Here is an 18,496-nt window from a genome sequence, read left to right on the forward strand (position 1 = left end):
CCCACGGCAGGCTCGCGCCACCCCCTATCGGGAAAGGCTACCCGCCGTGCCGCCGTCACACCGGGTGAAGATAGCAGGCCCTGCCTGAACGGCTACTCGCGTTTGTCGAGCTCGTTGAGCCTGGCCAGATAGTCGTTGTACGAGGTGAGCTCCGGATCGCCGGAACGCGCCGCGGACCGGTCGTCGCGCCGGGCCTTGCGGTCCTCGCTGCGGTACCACTGCACCGCGATGGCCAGGAGCACCATGAGGGTCGGGATCTCCCCGAACCCCCACGCGATCGCGCCGCCGTTCTGCTGCTCCTGCAGCAGCGGCCCGCCCCAGGACCGGTCGAGCTGCTCGTACCAGCCGGGCGCGATGAGCGTGCCGGTCATCATCAGCGCGATGCCGAAGAACGCGTGGAACGGCATGGTGACGAACAGCAGCAGCAGCCTGCCCACGTACGGGAGCTGGTGAGGGCCGGGGTCGACCCCGATGACCACCCAGAAGAACAGGCACCCGCTGACCAGGAAGTGGAGGATCATGAGGATGTGGCCGAGGTGCTCCTCCATGGCGGCCTCGAACAGCGGCGTGAAGTAGAGCGCGTAGGTGGACGCGATGAAGATCGCGGTGGCGATGCCCGGATGGGTGACGACGCGCGCGTAACCACTGTGCAGGATCGCCATCAGCCACTCGCGCGGCCCCCGGTCTCCGCGCCGGGCGGCGGGCTTGAGCGCGCGCAGCGCGAGCGTGACGGGGGCGCCGAGCACCAGGAAGATCGGGACGATCATGGCCAGCGTCATGTGCTCGATCATGTGCACGTCGAACATGACCTTGGCGTACCGCGCCACGCCGCTCTGGGTGGTGAAGACCAGGATGGCCACGCCGGCGAACCACGACGCGGTGCGGCCCCACGGCCAGGCGTCGCCGCGCCGCCGCATCCGTACGACGCCCGCGCCGTACAGCCCGGCCAGGATCGCGGCGAGCAGCGCGAAGAACAGGTCGAACCACCACAGCGAGAGGATGTTCGCGGCCGAGATCGGCGGCGGGACCGGGTGGCCGAGGAGGTCGAAGGCGCGGTCGGCGGGCAGGCTGACCGGCGGGGGCGGGGTGCGCGACAGCGCCACCGCCAGCCCGATCGTCGCCAGCATGAGCATGAGCTCGCCGGCCGCGAGCCGGGCGAACGCGCGCGGGCGGCCCGCGCCGAGGTCGGCGAGCGTGCGCTGGCGGTGCCACCAGCCGACGTAGCCGAGCAGCACGAACGCCACGGTCTTGGCCACGATGAGCACGCCGTAGCTGGACGTCCACAGGTCGGACAGCGACGTGAGCCGCGCGAGCGTGCTGAACACGCCCGACATCCCCACGCCGATGTAGACCCACAGCGCCATCCGCGAGAAGCGGGAGGCCGCCACGTCGAGCTGCGGCCGCTTCAGCGCGGCGTGCAGGGCCAGCACGGCCAGCCCGCCCACCCACAGAGCCAGCGTCAGCAGGTGGAGGGTGACCGAGGTGATGGCCAGGCCGTGGTTGGGCGAGGAGGCGGAGTGGCCGGTGAGCGCCGGCGGCATGAGCGTGACCAGCGCGAGCACCAGCAGCCCGGCCGCCGCCCCGGCGGTGATGACGCCGCGGGAGAACAGCGCGATCGACAGCCCGAACAGCACCACGAGGGTGAGCGCGATGCCGGGGCTCTCCTGGGTGGCGAAGCCGACCAGGAAGTTGCGGTTGAGAATCTCGGGGACCGAGCGCGCCCACACGTCGGAGACGCTGAAGACCATGGTGAGGAAGGCCGCGCCCGCCCAGGCGAGCCCCGTCCAGGAGGCGGCCCGCAGGTAGCCCTGCGCGGTCTTGCCGAGCACGCCCTTGTCGTTGGGCAGCAGCAGGGCGGCGGCCAGCAGCAGGCCGACCGTGGCGACGCCCGCGACGTCCATGGCCAGCTTGGAGACCGGCAGCCCCCAGCGCGTCACGACGCCTGACGAGGGCACGCCGAGGATGATCCTGGGGAACGCCGCGCCTCCGGCGATCATGGCGATCACGAGGGCGGCGATCGCCGCCCCGGCCGCCGCCAGCGCGAGACGCGCGGCTCTGGTCACGGCTGCTTCTTCTTCCTGGCGCTCATGAGGAACCCGATGCCGATGCCGACGAGCGCGCCGACCACGATGAGGAGCCAGACCGGGAAGGTGGCGGCGTCGCTCTCGGCGGACACCTCCTCGGCGGGCTGGGCCTCGGCCGGCTCGGTGGCGGTGGGGGCCGGCTCGGCGGTGGTCGCCTCGGCCGTCGGCGCCGTGCTCCCCTCAGGAGTCTCCGCCGGGGACGGGCTCGCGCCCTTGACGGTGAACGGGATCTCGCCCTCGATCGGGTGGCCGTCGGACGAGACGACCCGGTAGGCGATGGTGTAGTCGCCGTCGGGCAGCTCGCCCTTCAGCGCCTGCTTCACCTTCACCCCGTCGAGCTCCGGGTCGCCGGCCTGGTGCTGGGTGTCACCCGGCCCGCGTACGCTCACGAAGGGCATGCGGATCTTGCCGGTGAACTCCAGCGTGATCTCGTCCACGGACTCGACCGTGGCGTCCTTGGCGGGGTCGCTGCTCTTGAGCGCGTCGTGAGCCAGAGCCGGCCCGGCGGTGACGAGGACGAGCAGCGTGGCGAGGATCGCGGTGAGGGCCGCGAGCGGGGAACTCTTCATGGCGCCTTCAAGGCTACCGAGCACCCCGCCCGGTTCGTACCCCGATCAGAGACCCGCGCAGGCGAGCGCCCGCTGGTAGGCCTCGACGCTGGCCTCGGCGTCGCCGATCTCGTAGAGCGTCTCCGCCGTGGCGTACCACGCGCCGGCCGAGAGGAAGGACGGCGGGACCGAGTCGAGGGCGTCGCGGATCGTCCGCAGGTGCCTGTCGGCCTCGGCGGCCTCGCCGCGCACGCTGTGCGCCCGCCCCAGCAGCAGGTGCGTCTGCGGCACCTGGGCGACGGCGGCGCCGGACAGCAGGCCGCCGGCGGTGTGGGCGTGCTCCAGGGCCCGGTCGAGGTCGCCGGTCATGAACTCGACGTGGGCCAGCTCGGTCAGCGCCCGCGCCCGGTCGGTCACGCTGGTGGAGCTCTGCTCCTGGTCCCTGATGGCGCGGTTGACGTGCTCCAGGAGCGAGGCCGCCTCCTCGGGCTGCACGCGGCGCCGCAGCTGGACGTACGCGACCCGCATCATGGCGAGCAGGCGCGGGTGACCGGACTCGGCCACCAGCGCCAGGGCCCGCTCGGCGAAGACGAGCGCCTCCTCCCGGTGGCCGGTGTAGTCGGCCGCGAAGGCGGCGTTCCAGTTGGCCGCGGCCATGGCGCGCGGGGAGCCGAGCGCGTCGGCGGCGTTGAGCAGCTCGGCGGCGAACTGCCGGGCGCGCAGGTGGTCGCCGCGCACGAAGTAGGCCGCCAGCAGGGTGGCGCCCAGCTCCACCAGCAGGTCGGACCACGCGGGCCGGTTGGCGCCGCCCAGGATGCGCTCGCCGATCTCGACGGCCTCCACGAGCCGGTTGCTCTGCCGGTAGACGCGGCACAGGGCGATGGCGATCTCGATCCGGCGCTCGGCGGGGACGTCCTCGCCCTGCAGCCGCTGCAGGATGGCGATCGCCTCGTCGCTGTCGCCGCACGCCTCCGTGGCGAGGGCCAGCCCGAATTCGGTGTCTTGACGAAGCTCGGTCAGACCTGTCAGGTTGTTGTCCGCGAGCAGCTCGGTGAAGCGGTTGCGGGCCTCGGCGACCTCGCCGTTCTCCAGCGCGATCCGGGCGTAGCCGAGCGAGAGTTCGATGTCCTCCATCTGCTCGGCCGTCACACCGTTGATCAGATAGGAGAGCGAGCAGTCCAGTTTCTGGGCCAGCAGCTCCAGGACCGCCGGCGTGGGAGTACGCTTGCCACTCTCGATCAAGGAGACGTAACTGTCAGACAACTCGGGGTGCGCGAGCTGTGCCTGCGAGAGGCCGCGCTGCCGCCGCACCGTCTTGATACGGAGTCCGACTAGGTCAGATGTGGTCACGGTCGTCGCTCCCTGAAATGATAAGTTCCAAGCAAGTCCCGTAGATCCGCGAGGGAGATCCTCATGCGCACGCGCCTCACGATGTCCGCACTTGTTGCCTTGCTCGGGGCCGTGGTGGCCGTTGCAGGCAATAGTACGGTCGCGAATGCGGAAACGTCTGCCCCCGCAGCAGTCTCCGCCGTCTCTCTCGCCGTCCTCGGCGACGCCTATTGTTGCTGAGCACGCGGGTGAGACCGGCGGCGGGGCCGCCATGTCAGGTGAGAGCCATCTCCTGCGTGTCACACCCCCGTCGCCGCTGCCCTCGTTCTCTCCGCTTCTCCGCGCATCACCCGTAGAAGTCTCCGCGCATTCCCCGTAGGCGAGCAGCCTAGGCGGGGCATCTACATTTCCTCTAGACGTCGCCACGTCGGCCCGATCGGCCCTGCTCCCTCACCGTGATCCGGTCTACGCCGCCGTGGTCAGCTCCACGGGTGGGAGAGTCCGTTGGCCGAGGGCGTCATCGTCCGGCTCCTGGGGCCGGTCACCGCCGCGCGCGACGGCAAGGAGATCGATCTCGGTCCACCCCGCCGGCAGGCGCTGACGGCGATCCTCGCCGCGTGGCCGGGGCGCGTGGTGCCGATTCCGCGCATCATCGACGGCATCTGGGGCGACGACCCGCCCAAGACGGCCGAGCAGAGCGTCTACACCTACGTGGCCGGGCTCAGGAACGCGCTGGAGCCGTCCCGGGGGCGGCGCGAGCCCTCGAAGCTGGTCGTCGGCGCCGCCGGGGGCTACCGGCTCCGCCTCGACGGCTCCCGGGTGGACGCCATCGCCTTCACCGAGCGGCTCGACCACGCGCGCCGCGCCGTCCTGCGGGGCGACCACGCGGGCGCCCTGCCCGACCTCGAAGAGGCCCTCGCCCTGTGGCACGGCGAAGCGCTGCCCGGGGTTCCCGGGCCCTTCGCCGAGAGCGAGCGCGCCCGGCTGACCGAGGCGCGGCTCGCCGCGCAGGAATACCGCGCCGAGGCGTTGCTCGGGCTCGACAGGCCGCAGGACGCGCTGGCCCCGCTGCGGGCCATGACCTACCGCCATCCCCTCCGCGAACGGCCGCGCGAGCTGCTGATGCTCGCCCTGGTGCGGTGCGGCAGGCGCGCCGAGGCCCTGGTGGTCTACGAGGAGAGCCGGCGGCTGCTCCGCGAGGAGCTGGGCGTGGACCCGGGAGAGGCGCTGCGCCGTTCACACCGGCTGGCGCTGGCGGCCGGGCCCCGCGAGCGGCCCGGTGACGGGCCGCCCCCGCTGCCCCGCCAGTTGCCCCGCGACCTGGCCGGGTTCGTGGGCAGGACCCAGGAGGTCATCCGGCTCAAAGGGCTGCTGGCGCCGTGGGACGACACCGAGCCGAACCCTCTCGTGGTCATCTCCGGGCCGCCGGGCGTGGGCAAGTCGGCGCTGGCGGTGCGGATCGGCAACCTCGTCAAGGACCGCTACCCCGACGGCCAGCTCTACGTGAACCTGCGCGGAGCCACGGTCGGGCTGCCGGGCCTCGACCCGCTGGACGTGCTGGGCAGGTTCCTGCGCGCGTTCGGCATCGACGGCGACGCCATCCCCGGCGACGTGGACGAGGCCGCGGCGCTGTGGCGCAGCACGCTGTCCGGCAGGCGGACGCTGATCCTCCTGGACGACGCCGCCGGGCTCGGGCAGATCCTGCCGCTGTTACCGGCTCCGCGCGGCACCGCCATCGTGGTGACCAGCCGCGAGACGCTCGCCGCCGGCGACGACTGCGTCCAGCTCCACCTGCCTCGCCTGTCCCTCCCGGAGTCCGTCACGGTGCTGGCCAAGCTGGCCGGGGCCGAGCGGATGGCGGCCGACCCCGAGGAGACGGCCGGTCTGGTGCGGCTCTGCGACGGCCTGCCGCTCGCGCTGCGCATCGCGGGCGCGCGCCTGGCCGACCGCCCCGCCTGGAGCGTGTCGGCGCTGACCGGCCGGCTGCGCGACGAGCGCCGCAGGCTGCACGAGCTGGAGGCGGGCGAGCTGGCGGTACGGGCGAGCCTGGCGTCGAGCTGGAGCGCCCTGGCCGGCAGCGCCAGGCCGATCGACCGGGTCGCCGCCCGCGCTCTGGGCCTGCTCGGCCTGCTGCACCTGCACGACGTGACGGCGGAGGTGGCGGCGGCGCTGCTCGGCACCGGCGCCGACGAGGCCGAGCGGGCGCTCGAACGGCTGGTGGACGCCCACCTGCTGGAACACCTCGCGGGCCCGGGCCGCTACCAGCTCCACGACCTGGTCCGGCTGTTCGCGGCCGAGATGGCGCCGGGCGACGCCGCCGGGCCGCTCGCCCGGGCGCTGAGCTTCTACATCGCCTCCGCGCGGCTGGCCGTCACCACCATGGACCCGCACCGGGTGCAGGCCGAGGGTCCCGAGGTCGACGCCGTGCCGCACGCCGTCGGCGGACCGGACGAGGCGATCGCCTGGCTGGCCGGCGAGGAGACCAACCTGGTGGCGGCGGCCGGGCAGGCCATGGCCGGCCCTGACTCCGGGCTGGCCGCGCTGGGGGTGGCGCTGTGCTTCTCGCTGTTCTGGTATCAGCAGTACGCGCACGAGCCCGTGCCTCTGATCGCGCTGAACCGGCGGGCGCTGGACGTCTGCGAGCGGCTGGGCGACCGGCTCGGCGCCTATCACGCGCACGGGCACGTCGCCTGCGGCCTTGCCCTGCAGGGCAAGGCGGAGGCCATGGGCCATCTGGAGGCGCAGCTCATCCTGGCCAGGGAGCTGGGCGACCGGTTCAGCGAGCAGCGCACGCTGGGCAACCTGGCCAACCTGTCGGTCGAGCGGGGGCTGCACGAGCAGGCGCTCGGCTACGCCGGCCGGCAGCTCGCGCTGGCGCGGCGGATCGGCGCGGACGTGGGCGTGCGTTACGCGCTGATGATGAGAGGGCTGGCCTGCCAGAAGCTCGGCCGCCCGGCGGAGGCGCGGGGGCCTCTGGAAGAGGCGCTCGCCGCCGCCGAGAGCATCGGCGACACCGGTCACGAGATGAACATGCGCCGGATACTCGGTGAGCTCTGCCTCGACGAGGGCAAGCCGGGCGAGGCCGCGGACCACCTGGAGCGGGCGCTGGCGGCGAGCCGGGCCCATCGCAACCGGCTCGGCGAGCTGGAGTGCCTCGTCCTGCTGTCCCGGGCGCGCCGGGAGCTGGGCGACGCACACGCGGCCCTGCCGCACATCGCCGAGGCGATGCCGCTGGCGGCGGAGCTGGAGAACGCCAAGTGGCGGATCGAGACGGAGAACGAGCAGCGGATCGTGCACGAGCTGGTCGGCGTCCCCACCGTGCGCGTGTGACGGCCGGTCATCTCGCCCTGAGCGCGAGGAAGAGGTCGACCCGGTCGGCCATCGTCGACAGGTCCCTGCCGGTCAGCTCCTCCACCCGCTTGATCCGGTAGCGCACGGTGTTGACGTGCACGTGCATCCGCTCGGCGCACGCGTTCCAGGACCCGGCGCAGTCGAGGAAGGTGGCGAGCGTGCGCACCAGCTCCGACTGGTGGCCGGCGTCGTAGTCGAGCAGCGGGGCGAGCAGCCGCCCGGCGAACGACCTGCGCACGTCGCCGGGGACGGTGGCCAGCAGCAGCGCGTGCGTGTAGATCTCGTCGGACGTCACCACCCCGCCGTCGCGGGCCTCGGCCAGTCGTCTGGCGTGACCGGCCTCCTCGACGCCGCCTCGGAGTGCGGCCGCGCCGGTGAGTGCGCCGCTCAGGCCCAGACAGACGCGGGCGTCCGGCAGCGCCGACAGGATCGCGGCCCCGGCGCGCAGGCGGGCGGCCAGATCGGCGACGTCCCCGCCGCGCAGCGGCACCACCGCCACCGCCCCGTCGGCGCCCGGCGGTGCGACGATCTCCCGGCCCAGCAACTCCTCCAGCACCTGCCCCCCGAGCACCCCCGGGCCGTGCTCGCGGGGCGCACCGTGCCCAGCGGAGCGGGCGACCCCGACCAAGCCGGGCTCGCCGGGACCGGACACCGCGTCCGGCCGGGCGAAGCCGGACACCACGTCCGGCCGGGCGAAGCCGGACACCGCGTCCGGCCGGGCGGGGACGGGTGCAGGGCCGGGGTGGGTGATGGCGGCGTTGACGACCGCGTACGGCTCGGCGGTGTCCAGGCCGGAGGTGCGGAAGCGGGCGTTCAGCTCCGCGGCGTCGGCGCCGGCGAGGGCGGCGGCCAGGAGCTCGCCGGCGAGCCGCCGTTCCACCCGCCGCCCCTCCTCCATGCGGCTGCGTTCCAGCGCCACGCAGGCCGCCAGCTCGTAGCCCAGGTCGGCCCGATCGAGCAGGTCGCCGTCGCAGGCGAGCATCCAGCCGCCCGCCCGGTGGCCGCGCCCGACGCCGAACAGCGTGTGGCCGCCGGCCAGGCACGGCAGCCGGGTCGCGGTCAGGTAGGCGCGCGCCAGGCCGGCGGGGTCGTCCGGCGCGCCGACGATGACCTCGCCGGCGGCGGACACGACCGCCCCGGTGACGCCCAGCTCGGCGGCGGTCAGCGCGAACAGCTCGGGCAGGTCGGCGCCCTCGGCCACGGCGGCGACGAGCCTGCGGTGGCGGCCGAGCGCCTCGCGCGCGTCGCCCGTCAGGCGGTGCCCGGCCTGCTCGGCCAGGGTGCGGAAGGACACCTCGGTGGGCACCTCCAGCAGCGGCAGCCCGGCCCGCTCGCACGCCGTCACGAGGTCGGCGGGGATGTGGCCGAGCCACGCCTGCCCGGCGCCGAGCCCGGCCACCCCCGCCTCGACCAGCGCGGCCACGAACCGGGCCGAGTCCTCCGGCCCCTGGCGCCACATCAGGCCGGTGAGCACGAGCTCGCCGCCCGACAGGTAGCGCCCCGGCTCCGGCAGGTCGGTGATGTGGACCGAGGTGAACGCGCGGTCCGGGTCTCCGGTGAGCAGCCGGAGACGCGGCTCGCCGACGGCCAGCAGGTCACGTATCCGCATTTGGAGGAATATACAAGCCCGCCGGTGGCCGCGCTTACCCCGATTTCACCTGGCGCGCATACCGCCCGCACCGGGCCGGTGCTCTACTCGAAGGATGACGGAGACGGCGAGTTCGCTGCGGCAGGGCGTCGGCCAGAGCGCGCGGCGGCCGGACGCGGTGCTCAAGGTGACGGGCGAGTTCGCCTACGCCTCTGACCTGTGGCTCGAAGGCATGGTGTGGGGGGCGACGCTGCGCAGCCCGCACCCGTCGGCGTGGATCAGGTCCATCGACGTGGGACCGGCGCTGGCCGTCCCTGGCGTGCGCGCGGTCATGACGCACGAGGACGTGCCGGGCGAGAAGTTCTACGGGCTGGAGCGCAAGGACCAGCCGGTGCTCGCCGTCGACCAGGTCCGCTACCAGGGCGAGCCGGTGGCGCTGGTGGCCGCCGACCATCCGGAGACCGCGCGGCGGGCGGCGGACGCGATCGTGGTGGACTACGAGGTGCGCGAGGCCGTGACGGACCCGCGCCTGGCGACGGAGCTGGTGCGCCACCAGCCGGTGCGCACGGGCGAGGTGTTCGAGGCCGAGGTCGTGGTCAGCGGCGAGTACGAGGTCGGCATGCAGGACCAGGCGTTCCTCGGCCCGGAGTCGGGGCTGGCGGTGCCTGCCGAGGACGGGGGCGTCGACCTCTACATCGCCACCCAGTGGCTGCACGTGGACCGCGACCAGCTCGCCCCCTGCCTGGGGCTGCCGCCGGAGAAGGTGCGGCTGACGCTGGCCGGGGTCGGGGGCGCGTTCGGCGCCCGCGAGGACCTGTCGATGCAGGTGCACGCGTGCATGCTGGCGCTCCGGCTGAACCGTCCCGTCAAGATCGTGTACGGGCGCGAGGAGTCGTTCTTCGGCCACGTGCACCGCCATCCTGCGCGGATGCGGTACGAGCACGGCGCCACCCGCGACGGCCGGCTCGTCTACGTCAAGGCCGCCATCCTGCTGGACGGCGGCGCCTACTGCTCCTCCTCCCCCGCCGTGGTGGGCAACGCCGCCTCGCTCGGCGTGGGCCCGTACGAGGTGCCGAACGTGCTGGTGGAGGCCACCGGCGTCTACACCAACAACCCGCCGTGCGGCGCGATGCGCGGGTTCGGCGCGGTGCAGGCGTGTTACGCGTACGAGTCGCAGATGGACCGCCTGGCCGAGGCGTGCGGGCTGTCGCCGGTGGAGATCCGGCGGCGCAACGCGGTGTCGCAGGGCTCGGCGCTGATCACCGGGCAGGTGATCGACTCGCCGGCGCCGCTCGCCGACATGCTGCGCGAGCTGGAGTCGTTCCCGCTGCCGCCGCCCGCCGGCGACGACCTGCGCGGGCTGCCGGGCGGCGTGTCGCAGACCACGCACGGCGAGTCGGTGCGGCGCGGCGTCGGGTACGGGGTCGGGATCAAGAACATCTGCTTCTCGGAGGGGTTCGACGACTACTCCACGGCCCGGGTGCGGGCCGAGTTGGTCAACGGCGGGCCGCACGTCACCGTGCACACCGCGGCGGCCGAGGTGGGCCAGGGGCTGGTGACGATCCAGGCCCAGATCGCCCGCACCGAGCTGGGCGTGGAGCACGTGACGGTGGCGACCGCCGACACCTCGGTCGGGTCGGCCGGGTCGTCGTCGGCCTCGCGCCAGTCGTACGTGACGGGCGGCGCGGTGAAGGCGGCCTGCGAGGCGGTACGTGAGCGGTTCGGCGGGCTGCCCGTGCGGGAGGCGCTGGAGAAGTTCGGTCCCGTCGAGGAGACGCGGGAGTTCCGGCACCGGCCGACGTTCCCGCTGGACCCGCTCACCGGGCAGGGCGACTCGCACACCCAGCTCGCGCTCTGCGTGCACCGGGCGGTGGTGGACGTGGACGTGGAGCTGGGCCTGGTCAAGGTGGTCGAGCTGGCGGCCGTGCAGGACGTCGGCCGGATCCTGAACCCGCAGGCGCTGGAGGGCCAGATCCACGGCGGGTCGGCGCAGGGCCTCGGGCTGGCCCTGATGGAGGAGATCCAGGTCAGGGACGGCAGGGTGCTGAACCCGTCCTTCACCGACTACCTGATCCCCACCATTCTCGACATGCCGCCCATGACGATGAAAATCCTGGAAAATCCAGACCCTGCTGCCCCGTACGGATTGCGTGGCGCCGGTGAGCCCCCGACACTCTCCTCCACCCCCGCGATCGCGGCCGCGGTGCGCGCGGCGACCGGCCTGCGGTTGACGCGCGTTCCGATAAGACCCGAAGATATCGCCTTGGCCCACATCGGGGGCTGAACGACCACGGGGAGGACCCTTATGGCTGACGCACGCGAGGCGGCCAAGGCGGAGTTCGAGCGGTTCGACGCCGACGGCGACGGTCTGCTGACGACCGCCGAGATCAGGAAGGCCAACGAGGCCATGGGCGGCCTGGGCGCCTCGGAGGCGGAGATCGAGGCGTTCATCGAGGCCGCCGACCGCGACGGCGACGGCCGGATCGGGCTGGACGAGTTCGCCGCTCTGGTCGGCGGCGGCAGGCACGAGAAGGCATGATCGGTTCCCCCGCCGGGTAGGGCACCGGGCGATCCCCCGCGTCGCTGAAGGGGGATGCCGGTGCTCGACAGGTTCTTCGAGCTGTCCCGGCGGGGGAGCACCGTCGGCCGTGAGGTGCGCGGTGGTGTCACCACGTTCATGGCCATGGCGTACATCATCCTGCTCAACCCGATCATCCTCGCGGGTGCCCACGACGTCACCGGCGCCAAGCTGACCATCGCGCAGCTCACCACGTCGACCGCGCTGACCGCGGCGATCTCGACTCTGCTCATGGGCCTGGTCGGCAACGCGCCGCTGGCGCTGGCCGCGGGCCTGGGGCTGAACGCGGTGGTCGCCTACCAGGCCGCCCCGCACATGACCTGGCCTCAGGCGATGGGCCTGGTCGTGCTGGAAGGCGCGGTCATCATCGTGCTGGCCGTGAGCGGCCTGCGCGCGCTGATCATGAACTCGATCCCGCTGGCGCTCAAGCACGCCATCAGCGTCGGGATCGGGCTGTTCATCGCGCTGATCGGGCTGGTGGACTCCGGTTTCGTGACACGCGGCTCGGGCACGCCGGTGCAGCTCGGCACGACCGGCCACCTGACCGGATGGCCGGTGGCGGTGTTCTGCTTCGGGCTGCTGCTGATGATCGCCCTGTACGCGCGGCGCACGCCGGCGGCGATCCTGATCAGCATCGTGGTGACGGCGATCGTGGCGATCGTGGTGAACTCGGTGGCCACGATCGACCAGGCCGACTGGGGGGTGGTGGCGCCGCGGGTGCCCGAGTCGGTGGTGTCGGCGCCGGACTTCGGGCTGGTCGGGCAGGTCGACGTGTTCGGCGGGTTCGTCACGGCGGGCGCGCTGACCGCGACCGTGGTGCTGTTCACGCTGGTGCTGTCGGGGTTCTTCGACGCGATGGGCACGATCATCGGCGTCAGCGACGAGGCCGGGCTCGTGGACGAGCGGGGGCGGGTGCCGCGGCTGGGCCGGATCCTCACCGTGGACGGCGTGGCCGCCATGATGGGCGGGGTGTCGAGCTCCTCGGCGAACACGGTGTTCGTGGAGTCGGCGGCGGGCGTCGGCGAGGGCGCGCGGACCGGCCTGGCGAGCCTGGTCACCGGGGCGCTGATGGCGCTGGCGCTGTTGTTCACCCCGCTGGCCGCGGTGGTGCCCGCGGCGGCGGCCGCGCCCGCGCTGGTGCTGGTCGGGGCGCTGATGATGATGCAGAGCAAGAACGTGCCGTGGGACGATCCGGATCTGGCGCTGCCGGCCTTCCTGACGATCGCGCTGATGCCGTTCACGTACTCGATCACCAACGGGGTGGGCGCCGGGGTGATCGTCTATACGCTGATCAAGGCGGCGCGGGGGAAGTTCGGCGAGATCCCGTGGCTGCTGTGGGTGGTGTCGCTGGTGTTCGCGGCCTACTTCGCGATCGACTGGGTGGGCGGGTTCTTCAGTTAGCGCAGGTCGCCGGAGTTGCAGGCGACGCCGTTGCCGTCGACGTCGGCGTACCACGCGTACTCCTCGTGCGTGCCCTTGGTGTAGGGGCCGAAGCCGGCGGCCGTGGCCTCCTGGCAGCTCGCGAACCGCTGGTCGGGGGTCCGGGTCCCGGTGCCCGTCGTCTGGCCGGTCCCGGCCGGGTCGCCGGTGCCGGCCGGATCGCCCGTGCCCGTGGGGTCACCGGTGCCGGCGGGGTCACCGGTCCCGGCGGGGTCACCCGTACCGGCCGGATCGGTGGAGGCGGGCGGCGAGGAGGGCGGGGCGGCGTCGCCGAGCACGCGGGTGGCCAGCGCCTCGGCCTCCTGCTGGGTCATCCCCGCGATGCTCAGGCTGTCGCCGTCCATGCCCTGGGTCACGATGGGCGCGGCCAGGACCGTGCGCGGCACCAGCACGACGGCGATCTGCCGCTGGTCGGACACCTGCTCGTCGATGAGGTCGACGAGCTTCTGCTTGTACGCGGGAGCGACCGCGATGCGCACCGAGTAGGTGCCGTCACGACCGCGGACCGCCTCGACGGCCTGCACGGCGTTGACCGTGACGCCGTCCTCAAGCAGGTAGCAGGTGGTCTGCGTGTCGTCGAGCGCCGCCTCCTCGCCGGGGCACGGCGCGGCCTTGGTCTCGCGCACGGGGGCGAAGTGGATCGGCGTGGACAGCCGCTGCGGCGGGGCGCCGCCGAGGAGCGGGGCGTCGGGCGTCCGGGTCATCAGGACGGCGACGGTGCCGAGCACGCCGGCGATGAGCACGATCAGGACGAGCGAGACGATCAATATGACGGTGGTGACCTTGCTGGCCCTCGGCGGCCCCGGATCCGCTGCCTTGGGCGGCTCTTCCGCCTTGTCCATCGTCGACGTCCCCATCCTGACTACGGGCTGCGGTGAGCTTATCGAGGACCGGTCGGTGCCGGGTAATCAGCCGAACATTTCTCGAGTTCGTGTTCAGAAGCCGGGGATGGAGAAAGAATTACGGCAACCGCGCGCCTGCCCGGGAAAGGGAGTGTCCTCATGAAGGTCGGTGTTCCCCGCGAGGTCAAGGACGGCGAATACCGCGTGGCCCTCACCCCCGCGGGCGCCCACGAGCTCGTACGCCACGGCCACCAGGTGTTCGTCGAGCGGGGCGCGGGCGCCGGCTCGTCGCTCCCCGACGAGGACTTCGAGGCGGTGGGCGCGGCCATCCTGCCGGACGCCGACGAGCTGTGGGCCGGGTGCGAGCTGATACTCAAGGTCAAGGAGCCGGTCCGGGAGGAGTACCACCGGATGCGCAAGGGCCAGGTGCTGTTCACGTACCTGCACCTCGCGGCCTCGCCGGAGTGCACGAAGGCGATGCTCGACGCGGGCGTCACCGGCATCGCGTACGAGACCGTGCAGACGCCCGGCGGCGGGCTGCCGCTGCTCGCCCCGATGTCGGAGGTGGCGGGCAGGCTCGCCCCGCAGGTGGGCGCGTACCATCTGATGCGTTCGCGGGGCGGCAGGGGCGTGCTCATGGGCGGCGTGTCCGGCGTGCGGGCCGCGCACGTGGTGGTCATCGGCGCGGGCGTGTCGGGCATGAACGCGGCCGCGATCGCCCTCGGCATGCAGGCCGAGGTGCTGCTGCTGGACAAGAACGTCGACAAGCTCCGCCAGGCCGACCTGATCTACCAGGGCCACTGCCAGACGGTGGCCTCGAACACGCTGGAGATCGAGCGGGCGGTGCTGGAGGCCGACCTCGTCATCGGCGCCGTGCTGGTGCCCGGGGCCAGGGCGCCGAAGCTGGTGCCGGACGAGCTGGTCGCGCGGATGAAACCGGGCTCGGTGCTGGTCGACATCTCCATCGACCAGGGCGGCTGCTTCGAGGGCTCGCGTCCCACCACGCACGCCGACCCTACCTACCGGGTGCACGACTCCGTCTTCTACTGCGTGGCGAACATGCCGGGCGCGGTGCCGCACACCTCGACGTTCGCGCTGACGAACGTGACGCTCCCGTACGCGCTCGCGATCGCGGACCTCGGCTGGGCCGCGGCGCTGCGCGGGGACCCGGCGCTGGCGCTCGGCCTGAGCACCCACGAGGGCCACCTGACCAGCCGCCCGGTCGCCCAGGCGCACCGCCTGGAGTGGACGCCCCCGCAGGAGGTGCTCAGCTAGCCTCCAGCAGCGCCTTCAGATGCGCGTTGCGCCGCACGATCAGCGCCTCCATGTAGCGCCCCAGCACCACCGCCTCGGCCACCCGCCCGAGGACGCCCAGCGGCGCCGCGAACTCCACCGCGTCACGCATGACCGTGCCTCCGCCGCCGTCATCGGCGAAGCGGTGCTCGTGCCGCCACCTCCGGAACGGCCCGGCGAGCTGCTCGTCCACGAAGAACACGGGAGCGTCGTAGCCGCTGATCACCGAGGTCATCCGCCACGCGACCCCGAAGTGCCTGGCCCGCCACGTGACCCGGTCGCCCGGGCCCATCCGCCCCGACGTCACCCCGCCCACGGCCCGCTCCCCCGAGCCCGCCATGGACGCCATGTGGGCCTCCACGGACAGCGACTCCTCGAACACCCGGCGAGGAGCCGCCCGGATCAGCGTCACCACGTCGAACCGGATCACCCGCCCATCCTGCAACGCGAAAGGCCCGGCGGTCGAGGCCGGGCCTTTCGGGAGGATCGGGTTACTGCTGGGACTGCGACGGCTGCGGAGAGGCCGTGTCCATCGGGGTCTGGCTCTGGCCCGTGGGCTCCGGCGGGAGGGGGGCCTGGTCGGCGGTGGTGACGATGGCGTCGGGGCCGCCGCAGGTCGCGCCCGGCTCGGGCGTGTCCGCGCCGTTCTGGTAGCGCTTGATGAACGCGCCCAGCTTCGGGTCGTCAGGGCTGTCGAACTTGTGCTGGTGGTTCCAGGTGCTGGCCACGATCGGCGCCGGGAGCCCCTCGAACGGGCTCATCAGCATGTAGTCCTGCTGACCGGTGCTGGTGGCCACGTTTTTCAGCTTCGCGATCTGGTCGGCGGGCAGGTCAGGACGGTAGGTGATCCAGACCGCGCCGTGCTCCAGCGAGTGGACGGCGTGCTCGCTGTGGATGGGCTTGTCGTAGATGTCGCACTGCTGCCAGTAGTTGTTGTGCTCACCGCCCACGGGCGGGGTCTCCTTGTACGCGACCTTGTTCCAGACATGCTGGCCACCGTCGTACTTGACGCTCACCACGGCGTCGAGCGACGTCTCGCGCGCCTGCTTCACCAAGTAGAAGCCCACCACACCGACGAGCAGGACGATGACCAGACCGCCTGTCCCCCACATCAGGAATGCGGTGCGGCGTTCCTTGCGCTGCTGCTCGGCGCGCATCCTCTGCAGATGCTCCCGCCGCGCCTGCGCCTTCTCCTTTGTCATCGTTCCTCCATCGGCGAACCAACAGGGGTCACTTTATGCCCTCCGGGCGTATGCGGAGAATAAGAGCGTTGTAAGCGTCCGATCACGACCCGCGCGCGGCGATGGGTACGCTGGACAACGCCATGGAAAAGCCCGCTCGTAACTCAATGTTCGCCGTCGTCGCCGTGCTGGTGCTCGTCGCGGCGGCGGCGCTGCTCCTCTTCGGCGGCCGGGGCGCCCCCGGCGACAACTCCGCCGAGGCCGGTTTCGCCCGCGACATGGCGACCCATCACGCCCAGGCCGTCGACATGTCGTTCACCATCAGGGACAAGAGCCAGTCCCGGGAGATCAGGTCCCTGGCGTTCGACATCATCAACACCCAGGCCAACCAGCGCGGCATGTTCCTGGGCTGGCTGCAGCAGTGGGGCCTGACGCAGGCGACCGACATGCGGTCGATGGCGTGGATGAGCGGCCACGCCCACGCCTCCGCTGCGCGGCCCGGAGATCCGATGCCCGGCATGGCGTCCGCCGAGGAGCTGGCCAAGCTCCGCGAGCTGGAGGGCACCGAGGCCGAGGTGCTGTTCCTGCAGCTGATGATCCGCCATCACGAGGGCGGGGTGGAGATGGCCGAGGGCGTGCTCCGGCTGTCCGGCCGGGACGAGGTGACCGGCATGGCCCGCAAGATCGTCACCGGGCAGCAGGGCGAGATCAAGCTGATGACCGACATGCTCCGCCACCGCGACGCGCAGCCGTTCCCCTCGATCCTCGACTGACCGCTCGCGGGCCCCGCTTCGGGGTACCTGAACACGGCAGGAGACTCGGGTCCGATGAGCGGGAGGCGGGCGGGTGAGCGTTGACGCGGTCGTGGTGGGGTCGGGACCGAACGGGCTGGTCGCGGCCGTCAAGCTGGCCGAGGCCGGGCGGCGGGTGCTGCTGCTGGAGGCGGCCGACGCGTTCGGCGGCGGGCTGCGCTCGGCCGAGCTGACGCTGCCGGGCCTGGTCCACGACGTGGGCGCGACCGTGATGGCGATGGCGCTGGCCTCCCCCGCCCTGCGCGACCTGGAGCTGAAGGGCGTCGAGTACGCCCACCCGCCGCTGCCCGCCGCCCATCCGCTGGACGACCGTCCCGCCGTGCTCGTGCACCGTGACGCCGGCCGTACCGCGGCGGGGCTGGGACGCGACGCGGCGGCGTGGCGGGCGACGGCGGGATCGGCGGCGAGAGCCGGGTTCCCGCTGGTGGACCTGCTGCTGAGACCGCTCGGGCCGTGGCCGGCGGGGCTGGCGCGGCCGTCCGCGCTGGCCGCGGCGGCCCGGTTCGGCGTGGCGGCGGCGCTGCCCGCGACGACGCTGGGACGGCTGGCGTTCCGCACCGTGGAAGGGCGCGCGGTGCTGGCGGGCATGGCCGCGCACTCCCTGCTCGACCTGCGGGCGCCGATCACGAGCGGCTACGGGCTCATGCTCGCGGCCACGGCCCACCTGGTGGGCTGGCCGGTGGTGAAGGGCGGCTCTCAGCGGCTGGCCGACGCCCTGGTGGCGCGGCTGCGCGAGCTGGGCGGCGAGGCGGTGACCGGCCACCGGGTGCGGCGGCTGGCCGAGCTCGACGCGGAGACGGTGGTGCTCGACGTGTCGCCGCGCCAGTTCCTCCAAATGGCCGACCTGCCGCCTGCTTACCGCGACCGGCTGGCCCGGTTCCGCCACGGGCCAGGGGTGTTCAAGCTGGACTGGGCGCTGGACGGGCCGGTGCCGTGGCGCGACCCGGCGGTGGCGGAGGCGGGCACCGTCCATCTGGGCGGCACGCTGGAGGAGATCGCGCTGAGCGAGGCGGAGACGGCCGCCGGCCGCCACTCCCCCAGGCCGTACGTGCTGCTGGTGCAGCCGTACGCGGCGGATCCGACGCGGGGCGGGCACACGCTGTGGGCCTACTGTCATGTCCCCAACGGCTCCGCCGTGGACATGACTGGCCCGATCGAGGCGCAGATCGAGCGGTACGCGCCGGGCTTCCGCGAGCGGGTGCTGGCCCGTCACGCGATGGGGCCCGCCGAGCTGGAGGCGGCCAACCCCAACCTGGTCGGCGGCGACATCGGCGGCGGGCTGGCGAGCCTGGGCCAGTTCCTGAAGCGGCCGGTGTGGTCGCCCGCGCCCTGGCGCACCCCGCTGCGTGGGGTGTTCCTCTGCTCGGCCTCGACCCCGCCAGGGCCCGGCGTGCACGGGGTGGGCGGCTGGCAGGCCGCCCGCCTCGCGCTCCGCTGACGTCCCGTCACC

Annotated in this window: 14 protein-coding genes; 7 read left to right on the forward strand and 7 right to left on the reverse strand. The window is 73.0% G+C overall.

Going from position 1 to position 18,496, the window contains the following annotated elements; all coding sequences use genetic code 11:
- Positions 1-92: 92 nt before the first annotated feature.
- From ACIBF7_RS14105 to ACIBF7_RS14115, 3 genes are read right to left on the reverse strand one after another with little or no spacing between them, the layout of a single operon-like run.
- Positions 93-2,063, reverse strand: coding sequence for a cytochrome c oxidase assembly protein (locus ACIBF7_RS14105; RefSeq protein WP_148032900.1), 1,971 nt, complete (start codon positions 2,061-2,063; stop codon positions 93-95).
- On the reverse strand, positions 2,060-2,653 hold the full coding sequence (locus tag ACIBF7_RS14110) for a copper resistance CopC family protein (protein WP_148032901.1): 594 nt from the start codon (positions 2,651-2,653) through the stop codon (positions 2,060-2,062). Before ACIBF7_RS14110 ends, ACIBF7_RS14105 begins: the two co-directional genes overlap by 4 nt.
- Before the next feature lie 45 nt (positions 2,654-2,698).
- Positions 2,699-3,982 carry a helix-turn-helix domain-containing protein gene (locus ACIBF7_RS14115; protein WP_261808698.1) on the reverse strand — a complete coding sequence of 428 codons (1,284 nt, stop codon included), beginning with the start codon at positions 3,980-3,982 and terminating at the stop codon, positions 2,699-2,701.
- Between the two features lie 483 nt (positions 3,983-4,465).
- On the opposite strand from ACIBF7_RS14115, the gene ACIBF7_RS14120 reads away from it, so the two are divergent.
- Entirely contained in the window at positions 4,466-7,291 is a 2,826-nt protein-coding gene (locus ACIBF7_RS14120) for an AfsR/SARP family transcriptional regulator (RefSeq protein WP_271276343.1), read from the forward strand.
- A 7-nt stretch (positions 7,292-7,298) separates the two neighbouring features.
- Here the strand turns inward: ACIBF7_RS14120 and ACIBF7_RS14125 are convergent, their stop codons facing one another.
- Entirely contained in the window at positions 7,299-8,921 is a 1,623-nt protein-coding gene (locus ACIBF7_RS14125; protein ID WP_397197230.1) for a PucR family transcriptional regulator, read from the reverse strand.
- Positions 8,922-9,015: 94 nt separating this feature from the next.
- Here ACIBF7_RS14125 and ACIBF7_RS14130 point away from each other — a divergent pair, with 94 nt between their 5' ends.
- From ACIBF7_RS14130 to ACIBF7_RS14140, 3 genes are read left to right on the forward strand one after another with little or no spacing between them, the layout of a single operon-like run.
- Entirely contained in the window at positions 9,016-11,184 is a 2,169-nt protein-coding gene (locus ACIBF7_RS14130; RefSeq protein WP_397197231.1) for a xanthine dehydrogenase family protein molybdopterin-binding subunit, read from the forward strand.
- 21 nt (positions 11,185-11,205) lie between these two features.
- Positions 11,206-11,439 carry an EF-hand domain-containing protein gene (locus ACIBF7_RS14135; protein WP_148032906.1) on the forward strand — a complete coding sequence of 78 codons (234 nt, stop codon included), beginning with the start codon at positions 11,206-11,208 and terminating at the stop codon, positions 11,437-11,439.
- Between the two features lie 54 nt (positions 11,440-11,493).
- Entirely contained in the window at positions 11,494-12,879 is a 1,386-nt protein-coding gene (locus ACIBF7_RS14140) for an NCS2 family permease (protein ID WP_148032907.1), read from the forward strand.
- On the opposite strand, the gene ACIBF7_RS14145 is transcribed toward ACIBF7_RS14140, so the two are convergent.
- The gene (locus ACIBF7_RS14145; RefSeq protein ID WP_397197232.1) at positions 12,876-13,760 is read right to left on the reverse strand and encodes an excalibur calcium-binding domain-containing protein; all 885 of its coding nucleotides are present in this window, start codon (positions 13,758-13,760) and stop codon (positions 12,876-12,878) included. The two genes, ACIBF7_RS14140 and ACIBF7_RS14145, sit on opposite strands and share 4 nt — an antisense overlap.
- A 159-nt stretch (positions 13,761-13,919) precedes the next feature.
- Between ACIBF7_RS14145 and ald the strand changes: the two genes are divergently transcribed.
- Positions 13,920-15,035, forward strand: coding sequence for an alanine dehydrogenase (gene ald, locus ACIBF7_RS14150; protein ID WP_397197233.1), 1,116 nt, complete (start codon positions 13,920-13,922; stop codon positions 15,033-15,035).
- Here the strand turns inward: ald and ACIBF7_RS14155 are convergent.
- Positions 15,028-15,483: an SRPBCC family protein gene (locus ACIBF7_RS14155; RefSeq protein ID WP_397197234.1), complete on the reverse strand. Its 456-nt coding sequence runs from the start codon at positions 15,481-15,483 to the stop codon at positions 15,028-15,030. The two genes, ald and ACIBF7_RS14155, sit on opposite strands and share 8 nt — an antisense overlap.
- A gap of 61 nt (positions 15,484-15,544) precedes the next feature.
- A complete protein-coding gene (locus ACIBF7_RS14160) occupies positions 15,545-16,255 on the reverse strand; it encodes a DUF3105 domain-containing protein (protein ID WP_397197235.1) in 711 nt (236 codons plus the stop codon).
- A gap of 122 nt (positions 16,256-16,377) precedes the next feature.
- On the opposite strand from ACIBF7_RS14160, the gene ACIBF7_RS14165 reads away from it, so the two are divergent.
- Positions 16,378-17,007 carry a DUF305 domain-containing protein gene (locus ACIBF7_RS14165; protein ID WP_397197236.1) on the forward strand — a complete coding sequence of 210 codons (630 nt, stop codon included), beginning with the start codon at positions 16,378-16,380 and terminating at the stop codon, positions 17,005-17,007.
- Positions 17,008-17,080: 73 nt separating this feature from the next.
- The gene (locus tag ACIBF7_RS14170) at positions 17,081-18,484 is read left to right on the forward strand and encodes a phytoene desaturase family protein (protein ID WP_397197237.1); all 1,404 of its coding nucleotides are present in this window, start codon (positions 17,081-17,083) and stop codon (positions 18,482-18,484) included.
- The last annotated feature ends 12 nt before the right edge of the window (positions 18,485-18,496 follow it).

It is taken from the genome of Nonomuraea sp. NPDC050478 (assembly GCF_044458265.1).
GTDB classification, from domain to species: domain Bacteria; phylum Actinomycetota; class Actinomycetes; order Streptosporangiales; family Streptosporangiaceae; genus Nonomuraea; species Nonomuraea ferruginea.